This is a genomic window from Psychrobacter sp., from assembly GCF_018260395.1.
Classification (GTDB): domain Bacteria; phylum Pseudomonadota; class Gammaproteobacteria; order Pseudomonadales; family Moraxellaceae; genus Psychrobacter.
In genome coordinates this window covers 1-23,375 of record NZ_JAGLBC010000010.1, presented here as the reverse complement: position 1 = coordinate 23,375, position 23,375 = coordinate 1, and the positions used below count along the sequence as shown (strand labels likewise).

At 39.1% G+C, this 23,375-nt stretch carries 15 protein-coding genes; 6 read left to right on the top strand and 9 right to left on the bottom strand.

Translation table 11 applies throughout. From position 1 onward, the window contains the following. Positions 1 to 304 precede the first annotated feature (304 nt). The 4 genes from gyrA to clpB all read left to right on the top strand — a co-directional run bounded on the left by gyrA (position 305) and on the right by clpB (position 7,243). Positions 305 to 3,037 carry a DNA gyrase subunit A gene (gene gyrA, locus QZ265_RS01905; RefSeq protein ID WP_296402830.1) on the top strand — a complete coding sequence of 911 codons (2,733 nt, stop codon included), beginning with the start codon at positions 305 to 307 and terminating at the stop codon, positions 3,035 to 3,037. Between the two features lie 223 nt (positions 3,038 to 3,260). Continuing rightward, positions 3,261 to 3,965: a glutathione S-transferase gene (locus QZ265_RS01900; protein WP_296402828.1), complete on the top strand. Its 705-nt coding sequence runs from the start codon at positions 3,261 to 3,263 to the stop codon at positions 3,963 to 3,965. Further along, positions 3,955 to 4,173, top strand: coding sequence for a hypothetical protein (locus tag QZ265_RS01895; protein WP_296402826.1), 219 nt, complete (start codon positions 3,955 to 3,957; stop codon positions 4,171 to 4,173). The genes QZ265_RS01900 and QZ265_RS01895 overlap by 11 nt, the downstream gene beginning before the upstream one ends. 466 nt (positions 4,174 to 4,639) lie before the next feature. Next, positions 4,640 to 7,243 carry an ATP-dependent chaperone ClpB gene (gene clpB, locus QZ265_RS01890; protein ID WP_296402824.1) on the top strand — a complete coding sequence of 868 codons (2,604 nt, stop codon included), beginning with the start codon at positions 4,640 to 4,642 and terminating at the stop codon, positions 7,241 to 7,243. A 343-nt stretch (positions 7,244 to 7,586) separates the two neighbouring features. Here clpB and QZ265_RS01885 read toward each other — a convergent pair whose 3' ends face one another. The 6 genes from QZ265_RS01885 to dnaQ all read right to left on the bottom strand — a co-directional run bounded on the left by QZ265_RS01885 (position 7,587) and on the right by dnaQ (position 14,914). Further along, entirely contained in the window at positions 7,587 to 7,916 is a 330-nt protein-coding gene (locus tag QZ265_RS01885; protein WP_296402822.1) for a DUF3144 domain-containing protein, read from the bottom strand. A gap of 89 nt (positions 7,917 to 8,005) precedes the next feature. Continuing rightward, positions 8,006 to 9,175 carry a methionine adenosyltransferase gene (gene metK, locus QZ265_RS01880; protein WP_296402820.1) on the bottom strand — a complete coding sequence of 390 codons (1,170 nt, stop codon included), beginning with the start codon at positions 9,173 to 9,175 and terminating at the stop codon, positions 8,006 to 8,008. A 220-nt stretch (positions 9,176 to 9,395) separates the two neighbouring features. After that, complete coding sequence (gene nth, locus QZ265_RS01875; protein WP_296402819.1) at positions 9,396 to 10,091, bottom strand: endonuclease III; 696 nt, start codon at positions 10,089 to 10,091, stop codon at positions 9,396 to 9,398. 140 nt (positions 10,092 to 10,231) lie between these two features. Further along, positions 10,232 to 11,056, bottom strand: coding sequence for an RnfABCDGE type electron transport complex subunit B (locus QZ265_RS01870; protein ID WP_296402817.1), 825 nt, complete (start codon positions 11,054 to 11,056; stop codon positions 10,232 to 10,234). A 136-nt stretch (positions 11,057 to 11,192) separates the two neighbouring features. After that, complete coding sequence (locus tag QZ265_RS01865; RefSeq protein WP_296402814.1) at positions 11,193 to 12,956, bottom strand: hypothetical protein; 1,764 nt, start codon at positions 12,954 to 12,956, stop codon at positions 11,193 to 11,195. A gap of 179 nt (positions 12,957 to 13,135) precedes the next feature. Beyond that, entirely contained in the window at positions 13,136 to 14,914 is a 1,779-nt protein-coding gene (gene dnaQ, locus QZ265_RS01860) for a DNA polymerase III subunit epsilon (RefSeq protein ID WP_296402812.1), read from the bottom strand. Between the two features lie 232 nt (positions 14,915 to 15,146). Between dnaQ and QZ265_RS01855 the strand changes: the two genes are divergently transcribed. Both QZ265_RS01855 and QZ265_RS01850 read left to right on the top strand, forming a co-directional pair. Continuing rightward, positions 15,147 to 15,743: a hypothetical protein gene (locus QZ265_RS01855; protein WP_296402810.1), complete on the top strand. Its 597-nt coding sequence runs from the start codon at positions 15,147 to 15,149 to the stop codon at positions 15,741 to 15,743. Between the two features lie 149 nt (positions 15,744 to 15,892). Next, complete coding sequence (locus QZ265_RS01850; protein ID WP_296402808.1) at positions 15,893 to 16,198, top strand: hypothetical protein; 306 nt, start codon at positions 15,893 to 15,895, stop codon at positions 16,196 to 16,198. A gap of 214 nt (positions 16,199 to 16,412) precedes the next feature. On the opposite strand, the gene QZ265_RS01845 is transcribed toward QZ265_RS01850, so the two are convergent. From QZ265_RS01845 to QZ265_RS01835, 3 genes are read right to left on the bottom strand one after another with little or no spacing between them, the layout of a single operon-like run. Continuing rightward, entirely contained in the window at positions 16,413 to 18,185 is a 1,773-nt protein-coding gene (locus tag QZ265_RS01845) for an efflux transporter outer membrane subunit (RefSeq protein WP_296402806.1), read from the bottom strand. 41 nt (positions 18,186 to 18,226) lie between these two features. After that, positions 18,227 to 21,454, bottom strand: a complete 3,228-nt coding sequence (locus QZ265_RS01840) for an efflux RND transporter permease subunit (RefSeq protein WP_296402804.1) — start codon at positions 21,452 to 21,454, stop codon at positions 18,227 to 18,229. A gap of 29 nt (positions 21,455 to 21,483) precedes the next feature. Beyond that, positions 21,484 to 22,947, bottom strand: a complete 1,464-nt coding sequence (locus tag QZ265_RS01835; RefSeq protein WP_296402803.1) for an efflux RND transporter periplasmic adaptor subunit — start codon at positions 22,945 to 22,947, stop codon at positions 21,484 to 21,486. Positions 22,948 to 23,375 lie beyond the last annotated feature (428 nt).

Below are 23,375 nucleotides of genomic sequence, written 5' to 3'. Positions count from 1 at the left end.
TATGTGCTTATAGCTTAAAAAAAATCCTAGTTTGTACCCAACGAATGGGATTATACCAACTAAATCGGTGATAACTCATAGAGCAGTAACGAAGCTGTGTTTTTAATAGCGCTAAAATCGTCAATATCACTACGGCTTTATTAGTTAATGGCAGTAAATCCGCCCGTTCAAGCGTAATTTATGCTAAAATACGGCTGGTTATTATTGGCTTTAAAAATAAAAAATAGTTTGCAGTTTGATTTGTTTGGGATAGTTTTTATAACTGTTTGCAAAGTATGTCAACTGTTAACCTGGAGATGTGTGTATGAGTGATTCGGTCAGTCCTATTGCTATTGTAGATGAGATGAAACAATCTTATCTAGATTACGCAATGAGCGTTATTGTATCTAGAGCATTACCTGATGTACGAGATGGCTTAAAGCCCGTGCATCGCCGTATCATGTACGCTATGCATCAGCTCTCCAATGATTACAATAAGCCTTATAAAAAGTCTGCTCGTGTTGTCGGTGACGTGATTGGTAAATATCACCCTCATGGGGATACTGCAGTGTATGACGCCATTGTGCGTATGGCTCAGGATTTTAGCTTGCGCTACCCGATGATAGATGGTCAAGGTAACTTTGGTTCTATCGATGATGATCCTGCTGCTGCAATGCGTTATACCGAAGTACGTATGACCAAATTGACGCATCAGATGTTGGCTGACCTTGATAAGGATACGGTAGACTGGGAAGATAACTACGATGGCTCTGAGCGTATGCCCAGTGTATTGCCTGCCCGTATTCCAAACTTATTGGTTAACGGTGCGACTGGTATTGCAGTAGGTATGGCGACCAATATGGCGCCGCATAATTTAACGGAAGTTTTAAATGCGTGCTTAGCCTATGCCGATAACCCTAATATTTCAAGCGAAGAGCTGACCAATTATATTTCAGGTCCTGATTTTCCTACTGGCGGTATTATCTATGGTCGTGCTGGTATTGTAGATGCTTATCGCACTGGTAAAGGCCGAGTGCATATACGTGGGCGTTATCATATTGAGCCTATGAGTGACGCTGGTGTTAATCGTGACCGTGAACGTATTGTTTTCACAGAAATTCCTTATCAATCTAATAAAGCAAAATTGATTGAGCGTATTGCTGAATTGGTTCGAGATAAAAAGATTGAGGGTATATCTGAGATTCGTGATGAGTCTGATAAAGATGGAATGCGTATCGCAATTGATCTTCGTCGCGGCGAGGTGGCTGAAGTTATAGTCAATAACTTATTCTTACAAACGCCATTAGAATCAAGCTTTAGCATAAATATGGTAGCCCTTGACAACGGACAGCCAAAACTAATGACTTTGCGTCAGCTTATCGCAGCTTTCGTTCGTCACCGCCAAGAAGTCGTAACACGTCGTACAATCTATGAGTTAAATAAAGCCAAAGCTCGAGGTCATTTACTAGAAGGTTTGACCGTGGCACTGGCCAACATTGATGACATTATCACTACCATTAAAGAGTCAGCTAACCGTGGTGAAGCTCGCGAGAAGTTATTAGATCAAATTTGGGATTCTGGCACGGTAGTAGCTATGCTACAAGCAGCCGGCCGTGGTACCTTAGAAGCAGGCGATTTACGTTCAGTACGTCCAGAATATATTGAAGGCGAAGATTTCAAAAACCCATTTGGCCTAATTGATAATGGCAATAATTACCGCCTATCAGTAGAGCAAGTTAACGCTATCTTAGAAATGCAACTTCATCGTTTAACTGGTTTAGAGCACGATAAGTTAACGGAAGAATATCAAGATTTATTGCGTCAAATCGCTGAACTTGAGTCTATTTTGGCAGACTTTGACAAACTGATGATGGTTATCAAAAATGAGTTGCAAGAAATTTTAGAAAACTTTGGCGATGAGCGTCGTACAGATATCGTTGACTCCCGAATTGATTTTAGCCGAGAAGACTTAATCCCTGAACAAACGATCGTATTAACGGTATCGCGCACAGGGTATGCCAAAACTCAGCCTATTAGTGATTATGTGGCACAAAAGCGTGGCGGTAAAGGTAAGTCTGCTACTGCCATGAAAGAAGATGATGTGATTGATCATTTGGTAGTGACTTCGACGCACGCTACAGTATTGTGCTTTACTGATAATGGCCGAGTGTTTAGCTTAAGAGGCTTTGAGGTTCCGTTGGCTAGCCGTGGGTCTCGTGGTCGTCCATTGGTGAATATTATAGGTCTTGAAGCGGAAGAAGTGGTCACAACTATTCTACCTATCCCTAATTTAGCGGAAGAGATTGACAGCCGTTTTGTTTTCTTTGCTACGGCAAATGGTACGGTGAAGCGTGCAGAGTTATCACAGTTTGCCAATATCCGTTCTAACGGTTTAATTGCGATTGGTTTGGAAGATGGTGACAAATTAGTTTCGGCCCGTATCACCAATGGGGAGCAACAAGTCATGCTATTTGCTTCAAGTGGTAAAGCCATACGTTTTGATGAAAATGATGCACGCGTCATGGGACGTACTGCTAAAGGCGTACGTGGTATGCGTATCGCAACTAATGAATTCATTAAGTCTTTAGTGGTTATCGAAGAAGATGTTAAAGAGATTCTGATTGCCTGTGAAAATGGTTATGGGAAGCGTACACCAGTTGAGGAGTTTAATGCGCAGAACCGTGGCGGTGGCGGAGTAATCGCTATTAAGACTTCTGAGCGTAACGGTGCCTTAGTTCGAGCTACTAAAGTTCATCCCGAAGATGATGTTATTTTGATTTCAAATAAAGGTACTTTGGTTCGTACGCCAGTCGCGCAAGTTGCTACCTCTGGCCGTAACACCCAAGGAGTAACATTAATCCGTCTAGGTAAAGATGAAGCTTTAGTAGCTATGGCACGAGTTGAAGACAGTGGGGAAGAGGAAATTATTGAAGCTATGATTGATGAAGGCTTACTGGCTGAAGATGACTTACTATCTGATGATACTTCAACTGAATTGAATGATCTAGATGCTAACAATGATAACGACAACGATACACCTATCGATGAAGATGAGTAAACTTGAAAGTAATTTCTATTTACTTATATTCTAGTACTATTTAAATATTTATTCAGTTAAAGTTAACTAAGATATTATAGCTTAATTGATACTGTTAGGAATATCAAGGGTAGTAGAGGGTAACAATTCAACCCTATGCGCTATTGTGGATATTGTATAAAATGCCAATATGAACTATTGGCATTTTTTTATGGCTGAAAATTTTTATTTATAGGGAAAATACATGTCTGATTTACACCTTCACCATTTAGAAAATTCTAGATCATTTCGCATTCTTTGGCTTTTAGAAGAGTTAGGCCTTGACTATCAACTAACTCGCTATGAACGTACTAAATCTTACTTAGCGCCAAAAAGTCTAGAACGTGTTCACCCTTCAGGTAAGTCGCCTGTGTTAGAAGTTGCAGGGTTAAACCATAAAGACCCAGAACAAAAAACTAGTATGATTGAGTCTGGGCATATCATTGACTATTTGATGGTTAAATACGATAAAGAAAATATGTTTCACCCTAAAGTAGATGCCGATAGTCAAGCTTGGCGCGATTATGATTTTTGGATGCACTACAGTGAAGCTTCAGCAATGCCTGCGTTGGTCATGCGTTTAGTATTTAGTAAAGTGGTTGAGCGCTCTCCGGCAGTGATTAAACCTATTGCAAAAGGTATTCAAAAGCAGGTCGAAGCGTCAATGATTAATAAAAATATCACCACTGCTTTAGATTTAATTGAAGAGAAGCTATCAAAAGATCAGTGGTTTGCAGGTAAGGAGTTCAGTGCAGCCGATGTACAAATGGGCTTTGTTATTGAAGCGGCAAATTCTAGGGCTGGACTAGATGAGGTAAGATATTACAATACCCTAAATTGGCTAAAACGCTGTCAGGGTAGATCTGCTTATAGAGCCGCTGTTAAGAAAGGAGGTAAGCTTGAGTTCTAGTTCGTCAACAAAAGTGAATGAAGATAGCATATCTTCAAAACCTGAAGTGTTAAAAAACTGGAAGTCAAAACTTTTTGTATTATTATTATGTGCAGTTAGTTTTTATGCAGGATGGCAGGCAAGTCGCTCACATTTGGTCAAACAATGTCTACAAGCAGGGGCAAAAGTTACAGTGGTAGATAGTATGGTGATTTGTGAAATGCCCTAATGTTTATTAAATTTATTTGAATTGCTCTAAGCTACTTACTGTATGCTAGTTACAATATAACTAACTACTTATAATTTTACCGCTACAACATATTAATGTACAGCTTAAAACTAGCTATAACCTGTATCCGATTCATACTTATTGGTTATGGGTTTTTTTTTGGCTATAAACATACTCAATTAAAATAATACGCAAATATAATACTTTTTAAAATCTTTAAGAAATAAAACTTCTATTTATAAAATGAAAATAGTTGGTTGATTACTTTATAGTCAAGTAAATGCATTGACAGTCATGATATTGATTGATGCGTACTTGAAATAAAACTTAGTAGACGGCATATATATATCAGAACAGATCAGAGCATAATATAAGTACTGCTTAAATGGCTTAATAATTAATGGTACGAACATTATGCTTCTATGATTTTAATATAAAAAGTATAAATTATTATAAGGATGAACCCATGAGATTTGAAAAGTTTACACAAAAATTGCAGGCTGCCTTACAGCAAGCCCAAAGTTTGGCTATCGGCCGAGACCATACTAGTATTAGCCCAATTCATATTATGGCAGCGCTACTAGAAGATGAGTCAAATATTTCGGTATGTCAGCAAGCTGGAGCCAATATTCCAGCCTTAAAAAATGGAGTGATTAAGGCTTTAGAAAATGAAGCTGTTATTGCTAATCCCACTGGTGAGGTAAACCTAAATCCTGAATCAGTTCGAGTTTTAAACCTTGCTGACCGCCAAGCTCAAAAAGCAGGGGATGAATATATTGCCACTGAATGGGTTATGTTAATACTTGCTGAGCAAGGTAGCACCAAAAAGATATTTCAAGAAGCTGGGGTTACTTCAGACAAACTAAAATCAGTTATTGAGCAACTTCGTGGAGAACAAACTGTGGACAATCAAAACGCAGAAGACCAACGTGATGCGCTAAATAAATATACCATTAACTTAACTGAGCGTGCCGAAATGGGTAAGCTGGATCCAGTCATTGGTCGTGATGAAGAAATTCGTAGAACTATCCAAGTGTTGTCACGTCGTACTAAAAATAATCCAGTTTTGATTGGAGAGCCAGGGGTAGGTAAGACAGCCATTGTTGAAGGTTTGGCACAAAAAATTGTCAATGGTGATGTGCCAGAAGGTCTTCGCCGAAAAGAAGTTTTGTCATTAGATTTAGGGGCATTGATTGCAGGGGCCAAGTATCGAGGTGAGTTTGAGGAGCGTTTAAAAAACGTTCTAAATGATTTAGCAAAACAAGAAGGTAATGTCATCTTATTTATTGATGAGCTTCATACGATGGTCGGTGCTGGTAAATCCGATGGTGCCATGGATGCAGGTAACATGTTAAAACCTGCATTGGCTCGAGGTGAGTTACATTGTGTTGGAGCAACTACTTTAGACGAGTATCGTCAGTATATTGAAAAAGATGCAGCGTTGGAACGTCGTTTCCAAAAAGTATTGGTAGATGAGCCCACTGTTGAAGATACCATTGCTATCTTACGTGGTCTAAAAGAGCGCTATGAGCTACATCACGGTGTTGATATTCAAGATAGCGCCATTATTGCTGCAGCTCGTATGAGTCATCGTTATATTACTGACCGCAAGTTGCCAGATAAAGCGATTGACCTAATTGACGAGGCCGCTAGCCGTCTACGTATGGAAATGGACAGCAAGCCTGAAGCTTTGGGCAAACTTGATAGTCGTTTGATTCAGTTAAAAATGCAACGAGAAGTGCTTAAAAATGAAGAAGACGCAGGTGCTCAAGCTGAGCGCAAGGTGATTGATGAGCAAATCGAAGAGCTAGAAAAAGAATATGCCGATTTAAATGAAATTTGGCAAGCTGAGAAAGCATTGGTAAAAGGCAGTCAGCAATTAAAAGACGAACTGGACAAAGCACGTATCGCTTATGATAAAGCTAGCCGCGAGAGTGACTACGAAACCATGAGTAAATTGCAGTATGAGACTATTCCGCAGTTAGAGAAGCGCATTGCTGAGTCTGATCTTGCTGAGCAAAAGCAGCAATCTGCTGAAGGTGATGAGATCAAACTACTTCGTAATAAAGTGACTGATAACGAAATTGCAGAGGTGGTAGCTGCAGCAACAGGTATACCTGTCAATAGAATGCTTCAAGGCGAACGTGAAAAAATGCTAACGATGGAAGAACGTTTGCATGAGCGCGTTGTGGGTCAAGATGAAGCGGTTCAGTCAGTGGCCAATGCGGTGCGTCGTAGTCGTGCAGGTTTATCAGATCCTAATCGTCCATCTGGGTCCTTTTTATTCTTAGGCCCAACTGGGGTTGGTAAAACTGAGTTAACCAAATCATTGGCTAACTTCTTATTCGACTCTGAAGATGCCATGGTACGTATTGACATGAGTGAGTATATGGAGAAGCATAGTGTAAGCCGCTTGGTAGGTGCCCCTCCAGGATATGTTGGTTATGAAGAAGGTGGTGTTCTGACTGAAGCTGTACGCCGTAAGCCCTATAGTGTTATATTGTTTGACGAAGTTGAAAAGGCGCATCCAGATGTATTTAATATCTTGTTGCAAGTGTTGGATGACGGCCGTTTAACTGACTCGCAAGGACGTGTTGTTGATTTCAAAAACACAGTTATTATTATGACCAGTAACTTAGGATCGCATAAGATTCAAGAGATGGCTGGAGATGACTATGAAGAGATTAAATCTGCGGTAATGGAGTCTGTAGGTCAGCATTTCCGTCCAGAGTTTGTCAACCGCATTGATGAAATTGTGGTATTCCATCCATTAGGTATGTCACAGATGGCTGGTATTGCTAACATTCAGCTAAATCGCTTACGTGATCGTCTAAAAGAACGCGAGATGGATATCAAGCTGTCACCCGATGCGATGCATATGCTAGTGGCAGTGGGATATGATCCCGTTTATGGTGCACGTCCTTTAAAACGAGCTATCCAGCAACAGATAGAAAACCCATTATCTCTAAAACTTCTATCTGGAGAATTCGTGGCAGGGGATACCATCATGGTGGATGTGGACGAAGAGGATAACTTAACTTTTTCAAAAGCAGAACAGCTTAAAGCTTAAAGCTTAAAGAGTAAAAGTTATTTAGAACTATTTGTTGAATAAACTTTTTGTTCATTTTACTTATTTAAATTTTCTGAACCCTTTATCTAATCTTATAGGTAAAGGGTTTTTTATTCGGTTAATGAATAAATAAAATAACATATCTCAAAGTAATACTTCATGTTAGTAAGGCTAAAATCAATCTCTTCAGATTAAAAAAGCCAGAAACATAAAGTATCTGGCTATTTTAAATATAAAGTTATTATTGAGTAAGATCACTTGATAAATTTACATTATTTTTATTTAAATGACATAAATCCGTTCGTTAGATAACTTGAATCTATTGTAGTTATTTACTGTCCAGCTAGTCATTATTAACCTGTACATATTTATCAAAGTTATCAGCGTAGTCATCTAAGTTATCACTTAACATTTGACGATACTGCTTAGCATAAAATTCGACAATTTCATTTTTCTCTTTTGCCAGATCACTGCCTTTGACAAATCCAATTGAAGCCACTGAAGCACTGTAGCGAGCTGCAGCATATAATAAGGAAGCACCAACTTGACCCGAATGGGCGTCTGGACCTAATTGAGCATTGGACAATTCAATAATAGCATCAGCACGCTTATAAAAAGCTTCAATATCTTTTGATAGTGCAGGAGTGTCGTTTGTCTTGTTGTTATCGCTCATAATTATTCACTATATCTTTATTAATAAAGTAGGGTAAAAAATCCCCTAATCGCAAAACTTAAAAACCATATTAAACTACTAGCTAATTATTAATAGATATTAGCATCTGCTCTTAATAGTTCAGCTTTATCTGTTTTTTCCCAAGTGAAAGCTGTTTCACTTCCTTCACGGCCGAAATGGCCATAAGTTGCAGTTTGCTGATACATAGGCTGAAGAAGATTTAGCATATGCGTAATGCCATAAGGGCGCAAATCAAAATGGGTGCGGATAAGCTCAATAATAACTTCAGGGCTTACTTTAGCAGTGCCAAAGGTATTTACTGCAATAGAGGTAGGTTCTGCAACACCAATGGCATAACTAATTTGAACTTCACAGCGCTCAGCTAGGCCAGCGGCAACGATATTTTTTGCTACATAACGACCAGCATATGCGGCACTACGGTCGACTTTTGAAGGGTCTTTACCACTAAATGCTCCGCCACCATGACGAGCCATACCACCATAGGTATCTACAATAATTTTACGCCCTGTTAAACCTGCATCGCCAACAGGACCACCAATCACGAATTTACCAGTAGGATTGATATGATAACGTGTACCTTTATGCAGCAAGTTTTTTGGTAAAACTTGTTTGATAATCTCTTCCATTATCGCCTCTTTTAGATCCTCTTGAGAAATGCTCGGATCATGTTGGGTCGATAATACAACCGCATCAATAGCGGCAGGTGCCCCTTCATTATATCTTAAAGTTACCTGTGCTTTAGCATCCGGACGTAACCAAGGCAAAGCTCCTGTACGACGTAATAGAGACTGACGTTCCATTAAACGGTGTGCGTATTCTATAGGGGCAGGCATTAATACTTCAGTTTCATTACTGGCATAGCCAAACATTAGTCCTTGGTCACCGGCACCCTGATCTTCAGGGTTCATACGGTCAACACCTTGTGCAATCTCAGGAGATTGTTTACCAATCATATTGATAACAGCACAGGTATCTCCATCAAATCCTAAATCAGAATGATGATATCCGATACCATTGACAGTATCACGTACAATACGTTCAATATCGATATTAGCTGTGGTAGAAATTTCACCGGCCAAAACAACTGCACCTGTTTTCACTAAGGTTTCACAGGCCACACGGGCATGCAAATCTTCACGCATAATTGCATCAAGTAGGGCATCTGAAATTTGATCTGCCATTTTATCTGGATGGCCTTCACTTACAGATTCTGAAGTAAATAGTTGATAGTCATGCATAGTAGGAGAGTCACTTATAATCAGGAGCTTGCGTTCGAAAATTGAAGATTTTAACACGGCAATAACGGTAAGAAGCTCATTGCAATAGGAAGGTAAAATCTATAAAGATGAATATAAAACTTTAAATGGCTTATTTTACCTTGAATGATACCAAAACTCTAGCAGCCTAGGCGTCTCATTTTGTATAGACAGTTGAACTTAAATAAGTTTGCTACAAATTTTACATAGTGGCAAAAACCTTTTTGTCTTTAAACATACATTCTTCATAAACCGGACATATCCCACATTTAGGCGTTCGCGCTTGGCACGTATAACGCCCATGTAGAATAAGATAATGATGAGCATCAATAATATAATCATCAGGTACCCGATCTAATAATTTTTGTTCAACCGCTAATACCGTTTTTCCAGCGGCTAATCCTGTTCGATTACTTACGCGAAAAATGTGAGTATCGACTGCCATAGTAGGCTGACCAAAAGCTGTGTTTAACACAACACTAGCGGTTTTACGACCGACCCCAGCCAGTGCTTCCAAATCCTTGCGATTGTCCGGTACTTGACTACCATGTTTTTCAATTAAGTCTTTGCAGGCTTTGATGACGTTCTTTGACTTTGCATTATATAGGCCTATGGTTTTGATATATTCTTTGAGACCTTCTTCACCTAAAGCATAAATAGCTTCTGGGGTATTTGCTACAGCAAAAAGCTTAAGGGTGGCCAAGTTGACACTGACATCTGTCGCTTGCGCTGAGAGAATTACAGCGATTAGTAATTCAAAGTTACTGTTATATTCAAGTTCTGTTACAGGCTCATCGATGCTATCAGCTAGCTTTTCGAAGAATGGACGCACATGTCGATTAGGCATACGTCTTGAAGGCGGTGTATTCGCTGTCTTATGTTTTACAACTTTACTCATATTAATGAAGGCTTTTCCATTACAAACGGTGCTGAGTTTAAGGTTTTATTAAAAAATTTAACTTAAATTTGGCAACTTTAACTGCGAGCTACTTTCAACTAGTTACTTTCAACTAGTTACTTTCTACTTGTTACCAGCTACTAATTAAGCTCTGCCAGTTGCTGTTTTAAATGGTCCAATTGTGCTTGATTATTTTCATTAGGACGCAAATTTAACTGCTTTTCAAGTTTCTTTATTTTCGTACGTAACTTTGCTGCAGCTATGGTGGCTTTGGCTTTGGTTTCATCTATATCCAAACTTTGATGCGAAGCGTTACCGACCATAGTTTCAATCACGCTAGTAACTGGCTTAGCATGCGTTTTATCGCTCATTTGTTCGGCAACTCGATTGATATGTGTATGGTAACGATATCTAAGATGTGCCTGCTCTTTGGCTCTATACTCCGCAGTATTGGTGGCAGGGTTACGAGCGACTTCAACCAGATCAATACAGTCAACGGGGCAAGGGGATAGGCACAATTCACACCCCGTGCATAAGTCGGTAATGATGGTATGCATATGCTTACCAGTGCCAATTATGGCATCAACCGGGCAGGCAGGAATGCACTTGGTACAACCAATACAATCATCTTCGCGTATTACTGCACGTACTTCAGTGGGACGACTGGTATTAAGGTCAACAGGCCATCTTGACTCACGTACGATTAGCGTGTCTTTATTTAATAGTTTAGCAATAGTATCACTGACAACTTGTCCACCTGGCACGCATTTGTTATGTGGCTCATTATCTACTACTATTGCGATAGCATAAGGTAGGCAGCCTTCAGTGTGGTCACATAGGCCACATTGGGTCTGTGGTAAAGTAGCATCTACGATTGCGATCTTTTGACGTTGTTCATCGGGTAGTCGCTCAAGCCCAAAACGATCAAATAGTAGAGGAAGGTCGTCTAATCGATCGGTGATCACGTGTACCTCATAAATAAAATAATATAAACAATTTAGAACTTAATACCTAAATTTACTACCTAAAAATGAAACTTATAGGAACTAGCTCAAAACAAACTAACATGGTTAGGCGGCAAAAAATCAAAGACTTAATAACTCAATAGCTTAATAACTCAGTTAGACTTCGGTTAGCAGTATGAACGGCATGCTTTACCGTAGGATGGCCTAATTGCTGACAACTGAGTTGATGATCAATGGCCAATAAAATGTCTGCCACTTTTTCAAACCTCTGATACTCTTCTTTTGAAGCGATAAGTCTTGATTTATCAGTGATAATAAAACTTTTTTCAATATTTGATACAAGTCGATTTAGCGTATTGGCAGCATCTGTCAGCTCTAAGAAACGCAAGGCGCCTGCGATTTGCTTTAAGTCACTAGGAATATTATTAAAGGACTCATTACCCTCAAATACTGACTCTGTATGATTAGTATCATCTGTCTTAGCGGTAGCCAAAGAATCTACGACGTCACTAATTGTACGTTCTAAGTTAATTATAAGCTGTCTTGACTCTTTGATTAAGTCTAAATAAGCAGTGTCCAATTGATGAATCGAGATATTGGCATTATTTAGTTGCTGAAGTTGGGCAGTAGGTGTATAAGACTTTGACAAGTTGATGGCCGCATTTTCAGCAATCATTAATTTATTTAATAATCGATCAAGCTCAATAGGCCCTGGTGCTAGCCAGCTCTTGATATCACTAACTGAATCTTGTAATGTTGCTGATGCAACCTCTAAGTTCAAGACTTTTAAGGTAGATGCCAAGTTTGATAGTCGAGTGGCAATAGGTTGAAAGCTATTAGCTTCAAAGGCAGTTTGAGAAAGATGGGAATGATTAACCAATTCATAAACTTCAGACTTAACGCTATCAATTTCTTGTTGAATCAAAGTATTTACAGTAGAGGTAATTTGTTGATCAGGTCCTTGTAAAAAACGTTTTAGGGCGTTAAGTTCTTTTAGGCCAAGCTGATTGTCTTTAAGTTTTACTTTTAACTCATCGGCCCATTTGTTGCGTTGCTTACACGCAAAGCTTACCAAATCTGCAAATCTTCTATCATCAACTGGCAAGTAACTATGTAATTGTTGATCAATAAATATATAAAGTCTTTTTTGAGATTCAGTTAATGGCAGTAATTGAATGACATTTTGAGTTACGGCAGCGGCAGCTTGCCAAAAGAGTGTGGTTGACTGGCTTGCCACCATGGCACATGCAGCTGTCATAGCATTAATATTTTTTATTTGGTTATCATTGAGATCTGAAGTCTGCGCCGCTAAAACCACAGCAAGCCCTGCACGATATGCAGTAATTAGCAAGTCGCTATCAAGAACTAAACTTTCAACGGACTTAAAATTTTGAGCAGGATTGGCGACACTGACATAGTGATAATCATCATCTTCGTAGCTTTCATTGGAAATGCTTTTAAGACGTTCTTTACCAATTAAAGCATGAATATTATTGATAACCTCTAGCAATAGTCTAGGTTCAACAGTCTCTTGCAATAAGACAAATTCTATATAGCGTGACAAAGTCATAATGCCTTGAGCCAAGCTTATTATAAGATTATCGTCTCCACTGTCTGCTTTATCATATAAATATTGCATGCCACCAGATAAGGCATAAGCCAAGTCACTGCTACCATCAAGAGATATCAGATCCAAAACCGCTGCCAATTGCTTTAACATGGCTGCAGAATCAAGCAATAAAGGGGCTTGGTCAGTATCGTCATTGAATTCAGATAAATGCTGCTCAGCCGTTGTGAGAATAATTTTGATCTCTGGGCGTAACAGGTATAGCGAGGTCAAATCAAAGTTTGTGATACTAATCGCATTAACTGTTTTATGGTTTGGCTTGCTTGATATCATATAATTATCGCTTAATTTAGGAGTCCATATTATCTTTAATTTAAATAATTATTCTTTATTTAAAAAGGTACGCGAGTATGTCCTTATTGCGTATCACTCACTTTATTATAATTGGTCTTATCAAGCAATAACCACTAACAATTCGTTTTGGAATAATAAAAGATTATTCAAGCTATTAATTACGATGAAATAAATAAGTTATTGGCTAAATCAGCATCTATGACACTCGTGCTATTTTGAGAACTTTGACTAAATAAAGGTTTTTGGAACAGCAGGTTAGTGGCTGTGCTGGCTTCATTAATAGAATAGAAACAGCCAATACCTTGAGTTTCAGCCAATTTAGGATATTTTTTTAATAGCTTTGCTACCCAGTTTACATGATCGTTTATCTGAGATTTAGCGCTTAATATTTGAGAAGCTAATTGACTAAAATCTGCATGTGATCCTTCACCTTCAGATTGCGTATCTTCATCAATCGCTAGAGCGACTTGTCCCCCAGTCATGGCCAAATAAACTTCTGCCAAAATCTCAGAGTCTAATAAAGCGCCGTGGAAGGTGCGATCCATTTTACCTACATTAAGACGGCGTACCAAAGCATCCAAAGTATTCTTTTGGCCAGGGTATTGCTGTTTGGCCATTACCAAGGAATCGGTAACCGTAATTTTCTCAGCAAAGTCTGTCAACCCAACCTTATCAAACTCCATTGATAAAAAGCTCATATCAAATGAAGCATTATGTGCGATAACTTCAGCACCTAGCATAAACTCATAAAGTGGCTTAGCGACATCTTTAAATTTAGGTTTGTCTGCTAAAAAAGCTTCTGTAATACCATGAACTCGAATTACTTCATCGTCCATGCCACGTTCAGGATTAATATAGACGTGAAGTTTTTCCCCAGTAAACTTGCGATTTATTAACTCGATTATACCTACCTCAATCACTCTATCGCCTTTTAACGCATCAAGACCAGTAGTTTCAGTATCCATTATTAGCTGACGACCGGTTATGCCTCTATTAATTGGCTCAGGTAATAATGCTTTGAAGTGAGGATTGGCTCGACTAGTATCTCCATCAAACTTAATGTCATCATCTTTTAACTGATCTGAAACCTGTAATTCGTTGTTAGGGAATGTAGAGGGTATTTTATAGTTTGCTTGAGGTATTAAAGTTGACATCGACATGTCCATTTCATCTACTGCGGATAGGCTATCCTCAATGCTTTCATCAAATCCTAAAGGATCATTATCTAGCCAGTCTGTTGTAGTTTTTGAACTGTTGTCTTTTTCAGAACCAATATCGTTTTTAGGGTTATGGTTTGTTTGCGAATTGATATTTTCTAGATTATTCATATTACTTGTAGGTCTCATTGCGTTATCTGGATCTGGTTGCTCGTTTAATTGAGCAGATGATTCTATATCTGTACAAGAATTTAAAGCGATAGAGGCGCTATTTAGTTTTTTTTTAAGCTCATTGTCATAATTAGCATTAGAACTGGCAGATTCAGAAGAAGATAAAATACCACGATTGGCAAGTTCATCAGCTTTTTCATTGCCTTCATGACCAGCATGGCCTTTTACCCAGTGCCAACTGACATCACGTTGTGCTTGAAGGGCATCTAGACGTTGCCATAATTCTTTATTTTTTACAGGTTTATTAGCTGAAGTTTTCCAGTCCTTATTTTTCCAACCTTTAATCCATGAGGTAATACCATTTTTGACATAGCTTGAGTCTGTCCAAATCTCTAGATGTTGGTCATGTGGACTTTTTTCAAGCGCCATAATGGCACCCATTAATTCCATTTGGTTGTTGGTAGTATGTTCTTCGCCACCAAAATGCTCGACCTGCTGTCCATCACTGAGTACCAAAAATGCACCCCATCCACCAGGTCCAGGGTTACCTTTACATGCCCCATCGGTAAATGCAATAGTGGTATTTGGCTTAGCGTTAAGAACAGACATAGCGACTCGCATTACTTTAAAAATGTCAAAAATTTAGCATCTAGTATAGCAAATATACAGCTTTTAATTTACAAGAAGCGGTTAATATATTCGATAACATACATCATAAAGAAATGAAGTTTGTTAAAATACAGTAATACAATGGCAGTGCTTTATTGCAAACTATATAATTGGTTATTAGGCCAACTTAGCTTGAGCCAAGTCTTTTATCATTATCTACTGGAATTTTGTTTTGAAACCATATTCTTTATCTATAATATCTTCGACTCTGCTACTTACAGGTATGACACTAGTGATGTCAGGTTGTGATAAATCAGAAGCCCCAGATCATACAGTGACACATGAATCTGCTACCAATCCGCAAAACTCTGCCGATAGCATAAAAAAATATGCTGAAATGTTTTCTGGTTGTTATACAGTTAGCCATGACGAGCCTGCACAGATTAAAGTCAGTCAGCAAGCACAGGGCTTAGTGATGCAAATGAAAGAACCTCAATCTGCCAATAGAGTTTGGGATGACCCTGAGCCACTTGAGCCCATTGATTTAGACAAAGTTTCTAAATATTTCTCTATTGATTCAAATAATGTCGATGGAATTATCGGTCGACCTGATAGAGTGTTTGTAGTGGCGCAGGTTAAGCAAGCTTATGTTAATATTGACCCAACATTAGATAGTCCTTATTTGGGTTATATCTTACAAGGTGCTAATACGATATATAAAGTAGAATGCGATGATAAACCAGCTGAAGATTTATCACAAAGCTCTAAGAAGGAATCAGATGATGTGGGTAATATCACTATCAAGCCTGCTGGCAAGGTAGAAAGTTAAATTTAGTGATTTATAGTCAGTTGGATTAAGTAATTACATAGCCAAGCTATCAAGTTATTAAGCTATCAAGTTTTTAATTTATCAAGTAAAACGTAGCGCTAAATTTAACAATAGTAATTAAAGAATAGATTGGCCAAATAGGATAAAAAATGGGTTTTTTGAACTATTTATTAATGGGTGCGTTGGCTTATGGGGCAGGGTGGGCTATTCGCCTTTACTTTTTAGAAAAAGGCCCTAAACCAGAGCAACGATACAGCCTTACTCACCCCAAGATTAAAATGTATTTAGCAATATTTTTTGTAATTATGCTGCTGATATCAGCTTTGTTGAGTCGTTTGATAATGGGTCATGAGGCTATTGATGTGGCCTTTATCATTGTGAATAGCTTAGTAGCTACCTTTGTGTTTTCTTTTGGCTTGAGTCCAGATCACATTAGGCACGATTTACCCGATTAATAGCAATACTTGGTTTAAAGTTTATCTCTCTCAAATCTGTTAGATAATTTTATCTAGAGTTAATCAAATTTTTTGTATGAAAATGGCGCTAAATATATTAGCGCCTTTTTGTGTTAGCGACATAAATATCAGTTAATAATCAATTCAACTTCTTACTAAAATAACTTACCTACAAGTTTAATATTACGCTAAGATTTAAAGCTATTACTTAACATTATGGTTTAACAACCTTAACTTCTTCTTTAGTCTTTATTACTTTAAATCCAGCTACATTAGATCCTGATGCGTTAGATCCGGCAGTGTTAGGTGAATTTTCAACCACAGAAATATAAGCATCGGTATTATTATCATTGTTAATATCTACCGGGGTTAGTTCTTTTTGTTTAACCACGTTAACCGGTTGATTGGCCTCAATAGCATATGCTTGTTCAGGCGTTAAAATAATTGGACCAGTACTTGCTTCAATGGCTTGAGCAGCTATTTGTTTATTGCTTTTAGCTTCTAACACATTTACTAAGTTGTAATACTTTGAAGTTGGCACTATAACAGGTCCTAAGTTAGCACCACCACCTAATGCTTGATATAAAGCAATTTGATTATTAAGACGTTCTTGTTCTAAATTTAATATAGATTGTTGAGTTGAGAACAGTGAACGTTGTGCATCAAGGACAGCTAGATAGTCATCAACTTGAGCCTTAAAGCGTGCATCAGAGATATCAAATAGCCCTTGATAATTTTCTTGTAAGCGGTACTGAGCTTGGGTTCTTTGATCTAAAGTAGCTCGATCAGCCAAAACGTCATTAACTTCCCTGAAGGCAGTTTCAACAGCGCTTTCATACCTTGCAACAGCTTGATCACGTTCGATTTGTGCCACTTCATAATTGGCGTCACGTTGACCTGCATCAAATAAAGGCAACCGAATTGAAGGGCCAAATGACCAACTTGAAGCATTGCTCTTAAATAAGTCAGATAAATCGCTACTGGAATAACCTAGATTACCAGTCAAACTAATTGAAGGGTAATAAGCAGCTCTAGCCACCTCAATATTGGCCCCTGCGGCTTTTAAGTTATATTCAGCTTGTAAAATATCGGGGCGATAACGTAGTAAATCACTGGGTAAACCTGCACTTAGTACTTGATTGGATGCAATCGAAGAGACAGCTGGCGCCGGTAGCATGTCATCTGAGATTGGAGCACCTACTAAAAACTTAAGTGCATTTCTTGCCTTTAAAACACCACTTTGTGCATTTAAAGCAGCAATGCGTGCAGTTTCAACAGAAGCTGCTGCTTGTAAAGACGGGGCTTTTGAGTCAATACCAGCATCTAAACGAGCCTTAGTAATACGTAGAGATTCTTCACGAGTCTTCAAAGTACTTATCGCTAATTCAAGTTGCTTTTGCTGATAGCTTAGGTCTACATAACTTCTTGCAATATTAGCAATCAAGCTAACCTGAGCAGTATCACGAGCTGCAGTGGTACTAAGATAGTTTTGCAAAGCTTGATCTTTTAAGCTTGAAACTTTACCCCAGAAATCAAGTTCATAAGCGGCTAACCCTAGACCCACATTAAAGCTGTCATTCGGATTACGGTCTCTAATATTGGTAGCGCCGTAAGAATATTGTCCATTTAAAACTACATTAGGCGCATCACTAGCATCTGTAATACGATATTGGGCTTGAGCTCTTTGTATGGCCAAAACCGTCTGCTTAACATCTTTATTATAATCTAAGCCTAATTGAATGAGTGCTTTAAGCTTAGGATCAGTATAGAAGCTCTGCCAACGGACCGCAGCAAGACTTGAAGGTACTTGATTATTGCCATAAAGCTCATAGTTTTGTCCCGGTAACAAGGGAATATTTGGACGAGCAACTACTGGATTAGCATCTGACATAGGCACTGTTTGACACGCACTAATAGCAAGTGTCAAAGTTGATAGACCAAATATTTGTGCCCATTTAGTAGATATATTCATAGCAAGTGCACTCATGGCTCGACCTTTAAGGTTTATTTTCGATTTATAAGAGGGCGTCATTGAGTGTTGTCTCCAAAATTAGCTGGGGTAGAGTCTGCACTTGTTGCAGTCGCTAAAGTAGCACGTGCAGCATGAGACTGATCAGCATTTGTACCTGAGTCATTATTAGGACCCTTAGGCTTATACTTAAAAAAAGAGCGTACCCACACATAGAACATAGGAATAAAGAAGATACCTAATAGTGTTGCGGTTATTACTCCCCCAACCACACTAGTACCAATGGCGTTTTGACTACCGGCACCAGGACCTGTAGCTAAGTATAAAGGAACCACACCAAAACCGAAAGCCAATGACGTCATGATAATAGGGCGCAAGCGCTGTCTAGCTGCAGTCATTACCGCTTCACGCAAACTATAGCCTTCCTCTTGATGCTCTTTAGCAAACTCAATAATCAAAATAGCGTTCTTCGCTGACAAGCCTACCACAGTTAATAAACCTACTTGTAGATAAATATCGTTGGCAAAAGCTCTAAACCAAGTCAGCATTACTGCACCAAGTACCCCAAGTGGAATTACTAATAATACAGCGAATGGAATCGACCAGCTTTCATATAGTGCGGCTAAACATAAAAAAACAACCAATATAGATAAAGCATATAACATCGGCGCTTGAGCACCAGATTTTTGTTCTTCAAGTGACATACCTGTCCACTCAAAGCCCACTCCGGCTGGTAGCTGTTCAACCATTTGCTCCATAGCTGCCATAGCTTCACCGGTACTTAATTCGGGAGCTGCACTTCCTTGGATATTCATAGAGGGGAAGCTGTTGTAGCGTGTCAATCTTGGTGAACCATTCTCCCATTCACTGGTTGAAAAGCCTCCCATAGGAATCATTTCACCAGCATTATTGCGTACATACCATTTATTAATGTCTTCAGGATTGGTACGGCTATCGGCTTCGCCCTGAACAAAGACACGTTTAATACGACCTCTATCTACGAAGTCGTTGACATAAGATGAGCCCCAAGCAGTTGATAAGACACTATTAATATCACTAATAGCTAGACCATAAGCTGCCGCTTGTTGCTGATTAATATTGACTTTTAGCTGAGGTGCATCTTCTTGACCGTTAGGACGCACGCCAGCCACTTGTTTATTTTGCGCAGCCATACCAAGCAGTTGGTTACGTGCATCGAGCAACCCTTCATGTCCTAAGTTACCCACATCTTGAAGCATTAAGTCAAAACCACTCGCGTTACCAAGCTCTGTAATTGCAGGAGGAACAATGGCAAACACTTGAGCTTCATTAAGCTGGGTAAAGAAATAACCCATTGCACGTCCAGCCACAGCTTGGGCTGTATTCTCCTTGCCACTCCTATCTGCCCAATCTGATAAGCGCACAAAAGCCAGGCCCATATTTTGACCTTGGCCTGCAAAACTAAAACCAGCCACTGTAAACACAGAGGCTACGTTATCTTTTTCTTGGGTATTATAATAGGTTCGTACTTTATCCAGGACCTGTTGCGTTTCATCTAAAGTGGATCCTGAGGGCAACTGTACTAAGGTAAACATAATACCCTGATCTTCTTCTGGCAAAAATGATCCAGGAATACGAAGGAAGACCACCGTCATAAGGCCTATTATTGCCGCATAGCCTAATAAATATAACCATTTTAGCTTAATACTTTTACCTATAAAACGCTCATACGATTTACTAACTTTATCAAAACTACGGTTAAACCAACCAAAGAAGCCTTTTTTATCTTCACCATGATTTTTTTGACGCTTGAGCAAGGTTGCACACAGTGCAGGGGTGAAAACCAAAGCCACAATAGCTGACAACACCATGCTGGTAATTAAAGTAATTGAGAACTGACGGTAAATTACACCAGTTGATCCACCAAAGAAGGCCATAGGTACGAAGACTGCAGATAAAATTAAGGCGATACCGATGACCACTTTACTAATTTCGCCCATAGATTTTAATGTGGCATCTTTGACGGAAATGTCAGGATTTTCTTCTAAAATGCGCTCCACGTTTTCGACAACAACAATGGCATCATCTACCAGTAGACCAATAGACAATACCATTGCAAACATGGTCAACACGTTAATACTAAATCCGGCTACATACAATACTGCAAATGTACCTAATAGAACCACAGGAACAGCAAGGGTTGGAATAATCGTGGCGCGCCAGTTTTGCAAGAACAAAAACATAACCACAAATACCAAAGCAATCGCTTCAATCAAGGTATGAACCACTTGTTCAATAGATAGCTTAACGAATGGGGTGGTGTCATAAGGCACGACGGCAACTAAGCCTTTTGGAAAATTGGTTTCAAGCTGCGCCATACGTTCAGCAACCAACTGACGGGTTTCAAGAGCGTTTGAGCCTGGAGCAAGTGAGATACCAAGTCCGGCAGCCTCTTTGCCATTATATAGGGCGACGACACCGTAGTTTTCACTACCTATTTCGACCCTAGCCACATCTCCTAAGCGTACTTGAGCCCCTGTGCCATCGGTTTTAACCAATATGTTTGAGAACTCTTCTGGCGTTTTTAAATAGCTTTGAACACTTACCGTAGCGTTAATAACTTGTTGATTGGTATTGGCAGGGGCTTGACCTAATTGACCCGCTGATACTTGAGCATTTTGAGCTCGAATAGCATTTACTATATCAGAGGGCACTAAATTATAACTACGAAGGCGAGCAGGATCTAGCCAGACGCGCATCGCATAAGAAGAACCAAATAAATTAACATCACCGACGCCTTCTACACGGCTAATTTGATCAACGATATTCGAGGCAACATAGTCAGCAATATCCGAGCGATCCATTGAACCATCTTCAGAGACAAAGGCTTGTACCATTAAAAAGCTACTAGAAGACTTATTAACATTGACCCCTTGACGCTGAACCGTTTCAGGTAACGAACTCATGGCTGCTTGCAGTTTGTTTTGAACTTGAACTTGAGCGGTATCTGGATCCGTTCCGTTCTCAAAAGTTAACGTTACAGAGCCTGCGCCATTTGAAGAGGAGCTAGAGGACATATACATTAAGCCATCTAAGCCTTTCATGCGTTGCTCGATAATCTGAACCACTGAGTCTTGAACCGTCTGAGCATTGGCTCCTGGGTAGTTAGCGCTGACACTAATAGTAGGCGGTGCAATGCGTGGGTATTGTTCAATCGGTAAATTAATGACCGAAATGATACCCATCAGCATGACTATAATGGCAATCACCCAAGCAAAAATAGGGCGGTTAATAAAAAATCTCGACATGATGTTTTCCTAGTCTGCCTATTTTTGAGTTATTTTGTAGCGTCTTTTTCAGGCATATTTTTAGCCTGAGGCGCTACAGGGCCATTTTGCATTCCAGGTTTTGCAGCCATTTCAGGTTTTGCAGCCATTTCAGGTTTTGCAGCCATTTCAGGTTTTGCAGCCATTGGAGGTTGGGACTGAGCTTGACCCTGACCTTGATTTAGGACGGCGGCTTCATTAGATGTAGGTACATAAGGCTTACTAACCACTTGTTGATCAGGCTTAACTTTTGAGCCACCTATAGCAACTATATTATCACCCAATTGAAGACCTTCAGTTACAATCCATTGACCTTGATAAGTGCCATCGATTTTGACATTGCGAACTTGAATCTTATTGTCTTTGTCTACGATATAAACTTGAGTCTCACCTTTAGGCGTACGAATTATGGCGCTTTGTGGTAATAAGACTGCGTTATTGACTAAGCCTTGAATAAGGCGAGCTTTCACGTACATGCCAGGCAAAAGCATGTAGCCGCTATTTTTAAAAATGGCGCGTAATGTAACAGCGCCTGTGCTTTGGTCCACCTTGGCTTCAGCCAAAGACAGTTGGCCTCGAATTGGATAAGTTGATCCATCTTCTAATATCAGTTCAACAGTGCTACTACCTGCTTGTACTGAACCCATAGCTTGCTGCTGTTTTAACTTTAATAATTCAGATGAAGATTGACTGATATCCACATAAATGGGGTCAATTTTAGAGATAGTTACCAAAGGATTGGCCTGATTTGCATTTACCAATGCCCCTGCTGTTACATTTGAGCGCTCAGAGATACCAGAGATAGGCGACCTAACTATGGTGCGGCTCAAATCTAATTGCGTACCCGATAGTTGAGCTTTTGCGGTATTAACTGCCGCTTGAGCACTGGCAATATTCGCTTGTGCTTGCTGTGCTGCTGCTTGGGCACTGTTTAAACCTGCTTGAGCGGTTTTTAATTGAGTAAGAGCCTGCTCATATTGCTGAGCCGAAATCGCTTGCTGCGAGACTAAAGGTTGTAATCTTTGTGCGTCCGCCTGTGCTTGCTGAAGCAAAGCTTTTTGAGACTCAATATTGGCAAGCGCATTGTTATAACTTGCTTTGGCGGTTTGAACATTTGCTTCAGCTTGTTGAACTGCTGCCTGATTAGCACCCGCACTTGATTGATAGTTTTCAGGACTGATTCGATACAATGGTTGTCCTTTTTGTACCATACGGCCTTGAGGAAAAAGAATTTCATCTACAACCCCAGTTACTTGAGGTCTTATATCAGCAACCTCATAAGCGGCTGTTCGACCAGAGAACTCATGAACCATAGGAACGGTTTGAAATTTTACAGGAATGACATTCACCACAGCAGGGGGCATTTGTTGCTGGGCAGCGGCAGCATTTGCCGCCTCGTCTTTTTTGTCGCAACCGGCAATAAGTAAACCAGATATAGTTAAACTAATAGCAATGAAAAGGTGCGAGTATTTCATGAAAAAAAACCTTAAGTAGTGGGTCATCATAAGTAAATATTTTCAAACAGGATACGCTAAAAAAATAATACAACATTAAAATTATTTTTACTTTAGCAACGATGAGAAAGGTATATGTTCAATATTTGTAAAATCTGCTAAATGAGTTATTTATTGCTTACTTCTATTATGGATCAGACTATATATACCATACCTATGAATTAACAAAATTTATTAGATATAGCTCGAAACTAGATTAAAACTTTTCATAAAAGCTTTATAACCACTAAAAGGTTGAATAATTAATAGCCATATTGGATAAAGGAATAAAGAGGTGTCGATATTGTTTAATAAGTTCAGATATTAACATTTATAATTGGTAATTATATATTACAAATGTAAAATTTAACAAGCTATTAATAATTAAGATCAAGTGAAATTTTAGAATG